The organism is Terricaulis silvestris (assembly GCF_009792355.1).
GTDB classification, from domain to species: domain Bacteria; phylum Pseudomonadota; class Alphaproteobacteria; order Caulobacterales; family Aquidulcibacteraceae; genus Vitreimonas; species Vitreimonas silvestris.
The window spans coordinates 3,857,487-3,864,763 of record NZ_CP047045.1; the positions used below are offsets into that span (position 1 = coordinate 3,857,487).

At 62.7% G+C, this 7,277-nt stretch carries 8 protein-coding genes; 4 read left to right on the plus strand and 4 right to left on the minus strand.

From position 1 onward, the window contains the following. Nucleotides 1–129: 129 nt before the first annotated feature. From coaBC to DSM104635_RS19745, 3 genes are read right to left on the minus strand one after another with little or no spacing between them, the layout of a single operon-like run. Complete coding sequence (gene coaBC / locus DSM104635_RS19735) at nt 130–1,332, minus strand: bifunctional phosphopantothenoylcysteine decarboxylase/phosphopantothenate--cysteine ligase CoaBC (protein WP_158767954.1); 1,203 nt, start codon at nt 1,330–1,332, stop codon at nt 130–132. Then, on the minus strand, nt 1,329–3,086 hold the full coding sequence (ubiB, locus tag DSM104635_RS19740; RefSeq protein ID WP_158767955.1) for a 2-polyprenylphenol 6-hydroxylase: 1,758 nt from the start codon (nt 3,084–3,086) through the stop codon (nt 1,329–1,331). The genes coaBC and ubiB overlap by 4 nt, the downstream gene beginning before the upstream one ends. Beyond that, nucleotides 3,086–3,856 carry a class I SAM-dependent methyltransferase gene (locus DSM104635_RS19745; RefSeq protein WP_158767956.1) on the minus strand — a complete coding sequence of 257 codons (771 nt, stop codon included), beginning with the start codon at nt 3,854–3,856 and terminating at the stop codon, nt 3,086–3,088. The genes ubiB and DSM104635_RS19745 overlap by 1 nt, the downstream gene beginning before the upstream one ends. 93 nt (nt 3,857–3,949) lie before the next feature. Here DSM104635_RS19745 and mutM point away from each other — a divergent pair, with 93 nt between their 5' ends. Beyond that, entirely contained in the window at nt 3,950–4,807 is an 858-nt protein-coding gene (gene mutM, locus DSM104635_RS19750) for a bifunctional DNA-formamidopyrimidine glycosylase/DNA-(apurinic or apyrimidinic site) lyase (RefSeq protein WP_158767957.1), read from the plus strand. Here mutM and DSM104635_RS19755 read toward each other — a convergent pair. Beyond that, complete coding sequence (locus DSM104635_RS19755) at nt 4,798–5,295, minus strand: lysozyme inhibitor LprI family protein (protein WP_158767958.1); 498 nt, start codon at nt 5,293–5,295, stop codon at nt 4,798–4,800. The genes mutM and DSM104635_RS19755 overlap by 10 nt on opposite strands. Before the next feature lie 61 nt (nt 5,296–5,356). Here DSM104635_RS19755 and DSM104635_RS19760 point away from each other — a divergent pair, with 61 nt between their 5' ends. The 3 genes from DSM104635_RS19760 to rpsT all read left to right on the plus strand — a co-directional run bounded on the left by DSM104635_RS19760 (nt 5,357) and on the right by rpsT (nt 6,895). After that, nucleotides 5,357–5,734 carry a hypothetical protein gene (locus tag DSM104635_RS19760; protein WP_158767959.1) on the plus strand — a complete coding sequence of 126 codons (378 nt, stop codon included), beginning with the start codon at nt 5,357–5,359 and terminating at the stop codon, nt 5,732–5,734. A 31-nt stretch (nt 5,735–5,765) separates the two neighbouring features. Then, nucleotides 5,766–6,539: an enoyl-CoA hydratase gene (locus DSM104635_RS19765; protein ID WP_158767960.1), complete on the plus strand. Its 774-nt coding sequence runs from the start codon at nt 5,766–5,768 to the stop codon at nt 6,537–6,539. A 77-nt stretch (nt 6,540–6,616) separates the two neighbouring features. Next, a complete protein-coding gene (rpsT, locus tag DSM104635_RS19770; RefSeq protein ID WP_158767961.1) occupies nt 6,617–6,895 on the plus strand; it encodes a 30S ribosomal protein S20 in 279 nt (92 codons plus the stop codon). Nucleotides 6,896–7,277: the final 382 nt, after the last annotated feature.

A 7,277-nucleotide genomic window follows, 5' to 3' on the forward strand; every position in this document is an offset into this window, starting at 1 on the left:
GCGGGTAGCGTCATCCTCTGGGCGCGCGTTCGCGCTCGGGTTTGAGTCGGTGCTCTGATATGAGGAGCGCTACATAGCGATTTGCCGCGACGGGATAAAGACCCCACCGACGCGCAAATTGCCGCTACGTTACTTGCGCTGGCGGGGCTTCGCGCCGAGTTCCGCGGCTATCTTTTCGGCAAGCTTGCGCGCCACCGCTTCCTTGGCCATGCGCGGCCAGGTTTCGGCGCTGTCCTTGGTGATCAGCAGGACCTCGTTCTCGGCGCCGCCCATGACGTCGCCGGAGACGTCGTTGGCGATGATCCAGTCGCAGCCTTTCTTGGCGATCTTGGCGCGGGCGTGGGCTTCGAGGTTCTCGGTCTCCGCCGCGAAGCCGACGACGAGCTTCGGCCGTTTCTTGCCCTTGGCCAGCGTCGCCAGGATGTCCGGCGTCTCGACCAGCGAGATCGCGGGGATGCCGGCTTTGTCCTTCTTGATCTTTTCGTCAGCCGCTTGCGCTGGCCGCCAATCGGCGACGGCGGCGACCATGACGGCGACGTCGAGCGGCAGCGCCGCCTCAGACGCCGCCAGCATCTCCTCCGCGCTTTCAACCGCGATGCGCTTCACGCCTTGCGGGACGGCGAGATTGGTCGGGCCGGAGACCAGCGTCACCTCCGCGCCGAGTTCGGCCAGCGCGGCGGCGATGGCGTAGCCTTGCTTGCCGCTAGAGCGATTGGAGATGAAGCGCACCGGATCGATCGCTTCGAGCGTGGGGCCTGCGGTCACGAGCGCTTTCTTGCCCTTGAGTGGGCCGTCGCTCAGTAGCGCTAGCGCCGCGTCGCGGATTTCCGTGGGCTCGGCCATGCGGCCGATGCCGCTTTCGCCGCTCTCGGCCATCTCGCCTTCGTTGGGGCCGATGAAGCGCCGGTTGTCAGCCTGCAGTGTTGCGAGATTGCGTTGCGTCGCGGCGTTCGCCCACATGTGCGGGTTCATCGCTGGTGCGAACAGAACTGGCTTGTCGGTCGCGAGCAGAACCGCGGAGGCGAGGTCATTCGCGAGACCCTGCGCGGCTTTCGCCATGAGATCCGCGGTCGCGGGCGCCACAATGATCAGATCGCACTCGCGCGCCAGCCGGATGTGGCCGACGTCGAATTCTTGGGCTTGGTCGAACAGATCGGTGAACACGCGGTCGCCGACGATAGCGCCCGCCGCTAGCGGCGTGACGAAACGCTGCGCGGCTTCGGTCATGACGACGCGCACCGACACGCCGTTTTCCTTCAAGCGCCGAATGAGATCGAGGCTCTTATAAGCGGCGATGCCGCCGCCGATGATGAGGAGAACGCGTTTGTTCATGGGGCAGGCGCTGCCTTCTCAGCCTCGGGTTCGGCTGCGGGCGCTTCACCGTTGATCGGTTCGGCCGGCGCATCGACGACAGGCGGCATAGTGGTGTCCGTGGTTGGACGCACGAGTACGGGCGCCGGTGATTCAATACGCGCTGTCTCGGCCATTGGTTGCGCGACGGGCGGCGCTGGGCGCGGGCCGAACACCAGCACGATCAGACCGCCAGCGACAAGGCCCAGCCAGAACACCGGCATCTGGTACCATTGCCGCTCCTGGCGCGGCGCCTCGATCGCAACCTTACGCGCGGCCGCTTCGATCGCGGTCAGCGTGTGCGGCAAGCGCCGCATCGCGGAGAACCCTTGTGCTGCTTCATCGACGGCGCGCCGGGCGACAGCTTCCGCCCCAAGCTCGCGCTCGACCCAGCGCTCCACGATCGGGCGCGACGCCGTCCACATGTCGTGTCGCGGATCGAGCGCGCGCGCGACGCCTTCAACCTGCACCATGGTCTTTTGCAACAGCACCAGTTCGGGTCTGAGATGCATGCCGAACATATGGGTGACGTCGAACAGCTGCAGAAGAAGGCGGCTCATTGAGATGCCATCGGCGGTCTTGCCGAAGATAGGCTCACCGATGGCCCGAAGCGCTTGCGAGAATTCCTCAACCGTGAACTTCTCTGGCACGTAGCCGGCTTCGTGGTGCACCACGGCGACGCGGCGATAATCGCGGCGATGGAAGCCGTAAAGGATTTCAGCGAGGTAGCGGCGTTCCTTATGGCCGATGCGGCCCATGATGCCGAAATCGACGATCCAGAGCTTGCCGTCCTTGCCGTAGAGCAGATTGCCCTCGTGCATGTCGGCGTGGAAGAAGCCGTAGTCGAGTGCTGCGGCCAGGAAGCCGCGTGTGATCGCGATCGCTAATTCGCTGCGGTCGGCCCCGGCTTTGTCGAGCGCCTTGATGTCGGTCAGGGGAATGCCGTCGATCCAATCGAGCGTCATCACCCGCTTAGCGGAGCGGGACCAATCGATATTTGGAACGGTGAGGTAGCCGTCCTTCTCCGCGACCTCGCGAAACTCCGCCGCCGCGCCCGCTTCGAGTCGCAGGTCCATTTCACGCTCAGTGGCGGCGGCGACAGTGTCGATGAATTGCACCGGTTCGAGCCGGCGTGAGCGCGGCGAGAAGGTTTCGATGGCTTGCGCGAGGAAGCGCAGCGCGGCCATTTCCTTGGCCATCTTCTTTTCGATGCGCGGCCGCAGCACCTTGATCGCGACCACGCCCTGGCGCGGCACGATGGCTTGGTGGACTTGCGCGATCGACGCCGCCGCCATCGCTTCGGAGATGCCGGCGAACAATTCTTCAGTGCCGCCGAGTTCTGAGTTGATGGTGTCGAGCGCAATGGTGCGCGAGAAGGGCGGCAGGCGATCCTTCAGGCGCCCCAACTCTTGCGCCACGGTAACGCCGATCATGTCCGGGCGCGTCGCGAGGAATTGGCCGACCTTGACGTAAGCCGGGCCCAAGCGCTCCAGCGCTTTAGCCAAGCGTTCACCAACACTGCGCCCGCGGCGGCGCTTAGCGAAGACGCTCAAGACTGTGTGAGCCGCCTGCAAGCCGGTTGGGTAGCGATCGTAATATTCGCCAGGCAGCAGCACGTCGTAGCGCACCAGCGTCAGCGCCACGCGCAGTAGACGCCGGATATGCCCAACAACGCCGGTGAAGATGCCGATCAGCACCAACGCCGCGATGGCGAAGACAACGAAAGACCAAAACACTAAACCGACCAACCCCAATGCAGCGCGCAAACACCGCCGGCCATGTTGCGATAGGCCGCGCGTGCGAAACCCGCCTCACGGATCATATTGAGAAAAGCTTCCTGATCCGGAAACCGGCGGATGGATTCGACCAGATATCGGTAGGAATCCGGGTCGTTTGCGAGCAATTTCCCCAGCGCCGGGATCGCGTTAAACGAATAGAAATCATAAACCGGCTCAAGCCCGCCGATCGCGAGGCGCGAGAACTCCAGGCAATAGAACCGCCCGCCGGGCTTCAAGACGCGTTTGGCCTCACGCAAAACGGCTGGAACGTCGGTGCAATTGCGGATGCCGAAGCTGATGATGTAGGCGTCGGCGACATGGTCATCGACTGGTAAATGCTCGGCGTCGCCCTCGTGCCATTGCAGGCCGTCTTCGCGCCCATCTTGCTTGGATTTGGCGCGGCCGGCTTCGAGCATCTCGATGTTGATGTCGATAACGTGGATTTCAGGTGGTTCGAGTCCGCGCCGCTGTGCTGCGCCGTCGCCGAGCTTCTTTAGGCGCCGTGCGATGTCTCCAGTGCCGCCAGCGACATCGAGAATGAGTTCGCCCGGCTGCGGATTGAGCTTCGCGGCGGCGGCGTCCTTCCAGAGCCGGTGCAGGCCGCCCGACATCGCGTCGTTCATCAGGTCGTATTTCGACGCCACCGATGAAAACACCGCGCGCACGCGTCGGGCCTTCTCGGCCTTTGGCACCTCTTGGAACCCGAAGGATGCAGTCTCGTCGCTCATCATGTGTCCTTGGGCTGAACCATAGCGGCGCGGGCGGGGAGGGGCTATATCGGCCGGCAATGGATTTGCGTTTGATTTCCGACATTTCGCCGCATGCCTGAGCTGCCCGAAGTGGAAACCGTGCGGCGCGGTCTGGCGCCGGCGCTGGTGGGACGACTCATTACACGCGTGCGCACCAAACGCGCTGATTTGCGCTTTCCGTTCCCGAAGCGGTTTGCGGCGCGTCTGAGCGGCCGTCGTGTGGAGACGTTGGATCGTCGCGCGAAATATCTGCTCGCGCACTTGGACGACGGCAATGTCTGGATCACGCATCTCGGCATGACGGGGCGCTGGTCCATTCTTGGCGCCAAGAAACAGCCCGGCGATTTCTACTACGCGGAACCGCCCGATCCGACGCACACGCATGTCGTGATCGAGATGGAGCAAGGCGCGCGGCTTGAGTTCAACGATCCGCGACGCTTCGGGTACATGGATCTCATCGCTGAAAGCGAACTCGAATCCCATCCGTTCTTCAAAGGCATGGGGCCGGAGCCGCTCGGCAATCATTTTCACGAGCCGTATCTGAAGAGCGCTTTGGCGAAGAAGAAAACGAGCATCAAAGCGGCGCTGCTGGATCAGCGCGTTGTCGCCGGACTCGGCAACATCTATGTCGTGGAAGCACTGCATCGCTCCGGCATAGCGCCGACGAAGGAAGCTGGGCGCATCTCCGCCGGGCGATTGGACAAGCTCTTTCACGCCATCCGCGCCGTGTTGGAAGAGGCCATCGAAGCGGGCGGCTCAACGTTGTCCGACTACGCTGGCGTCGATGGCGCACAAGGCGGCTTTCAGCATCGCTTCCGCGTCTACGATCGCGAGGGCGACAAATGCCCGACCAAGAATTGCGGCGGCACGATCGTGCGGCTCGTGCAGAACGGCCGCAGCACCTTCTGGTGTCCGCGCTGTCAGCGATGATCGTAGTGCGAGAGGCGGCTATGCAGTTCGATCGCCGTCTCACCCAAATGGTTGGTGCGGCAAGCCTCGCCAGTCAGGCCGGCGAGCGAGCCGCCTTCGTACAATGACGCTCGGTATCGGCAATGGGCTTCGATCCAGCTCTCGCTCTCGGCGAGATAAGCATCGAGCCGTACAATTTGTGTCGCGGTTTCGCGCGCGCGGAGGCTCGTGACGTAGCGGTCCACCAGCGCGCCCCAAGCGTGGCGCTCGCGCTGGAAGCAGCGCACCATTTCCATCGTCGAAGAGCTTCCCGCCTCCATGCAAGGCTGCGAAACTACGCCGATGCACGTGCGTCCAAGATCGACTGAGGGCTCGGGCGCTGAACGGAGACACGCCTCAAGGGCGGATGCGTCGCCTGGTTGCGCGGGCTCTTCGCCGTCCTGCGCCACCGCGGCGCCGGCAACGCAAAGCCCGGCAACAAAAATCACCGCAAAAAGACCTGATCTCATCTGCCCCTCACGCGCATGACCCTGATGCCAATTTGCGGCGCGTGTGTGGTAGCCTTTCAGTATGAGTCGAGCCGCCGTTATTATTGCCGCCGTGATTTGTGCGGCGCCGGCTCATGCCGAAACGGCGTACTTTGCGACAATTCCTGACGTGCCGATCGCGCCGGGGCTGCGGGACGCCGGCGACAACTGGGAGTTTTCCGACGCTCGCGCGCGCGTCATTGGCGCGTCGGCGAGAGGCCAAGCCCAGGCCGAGCAGGTCCGAGCTTTTTACCAGACCGCTTTGCCGCCCCTGGGGTGGGCGATCTCGGTCGGCGGCGGGGGCGAGAATGAGGCAATCTATCTTCGCGGCCGGGAGCAGCTATCGTTGAGTTTCCATCTGCGTGGCGAAGAATTGCTGCTTCAGGCGATCGTCTTCGTCGGCTCCGCCCCGCGCGATTGATTTTCCGCATGAGGCGGCGCATCAGACGCCCATGGCTTACGAAAACATTCTCGTCGAAACCGATGGCGGCGTTGGCGTCATCCGTCTCAATCGCCCGAAGGCGCTCAATGCGCTGAACGATGCGCTGATCGCCGAAGTGAGCGCGGCGCTCGACGCGTTTGAAGCGGACGCCGCGATCGGCTGCATCGTCATCACCGGTTCGGAAAAAGCTTTCGCCGCCGGCGCCGACATCAAGCAGATGTCCGAAAGCCAGTTCGCCGATCTCTACGCGCGCGATCCTTTCGCCAATCTCGAACGCGTGCAACGCACACGGAAGCCGCTGATCGCAGCGGTCGCAGGCTATGCGCTCGGCGGCGGCTGCGAGCTTGCGATGATGTGCGATTTCATCATCGCTGCGGGCAATGCGAAATTCGGCCAGCCTGAAGTCACACTTGGCGTCATGCCCGCATGGGGTGGTTCGCAACGGCTGACGCGCAGCGTCGGCAAAGCCAAGGCGATGGATCTCTGCCTCACCGGCCGCATGATGGATGCAGCGGAAGCCGAGCGTTGCGGTTTGGTTGCGCGCGTCGTCGCGGCCGACAAGCTGATGGAGGAAACGCTCACTGCGGCGAAGAAGATCGCGTCGATGGGTCAGCTCTCAACCATCGCCAACAAGGAAGCGATCAACGCCGCATTCGAAACGCCCTTGAACGAAGGGCTCCGGCTCGAGCGGCGCTTGTTCTATTCGCTGTTTGCGACCGAGGATCAAAAGGAGGGCATGGCCGCCTTCATTGCAAAGCGGCCCCCCGATTTTAAGCACCGTTGAGGGTTTGACGGGCGCGCTTGCCAAGGCTATACGCCGCCGCTTCATCGCAGAAACTCACATCTGGAATCGCAAGTCTCATGGCGAATACGAAGTCCGCAAAGAAGGCCAATCGCGTCATCGGCCGCCGCATGGCGGTCAACAAGGCGCGCCGCACCGGAATGCGTTCGACGTGGCGCGGTGTTGAAGAAGCGATCGTCGCGGGCGACCACAAGACAGCCGAAGCCGCGCTGCGTAAGGCTGAAGCGGCGACGATGAAGGCCGTGGCCAAGGGCGTGGTTCACAAGAACCTCGGCAGCCGCAAAGTCTCTCGTTTGGCCAAGCGCGTCGGCGCGCTTTCGGGCGCCAAAAAGCGCTAATACGCGCCACAAAAGAGTTCCGTCCTCGGACGATTCAAATCCAGCGAATCCAAGTATTTCGGGGCCTTAAACCGGCTCTGAAAAAACCGTGCATATCTTCCGTCCACGGACCAATCTCCTGTTTGGCATAGACTATTTTATGACTGTTAAATCAATGTCTTAAACGGTCCTGTGGATATTGAAAAATTTGTTAAAATCCTCCTGTTGACGACCCCAAACGATCAGTCCATCGTTCGCTTGTCCGGCGAACATTCAAACGCCGTTTCGACGCTTCAGTGAAGACCGGGGCGGAAGCCACGGGCCGAAGAAGGCATTCGGCGCGAACGGGGAAAGTGTGTCCGCCGGGGGGCGGCTAAAATCAAAGTTCTTAGCGGGGGTTGCT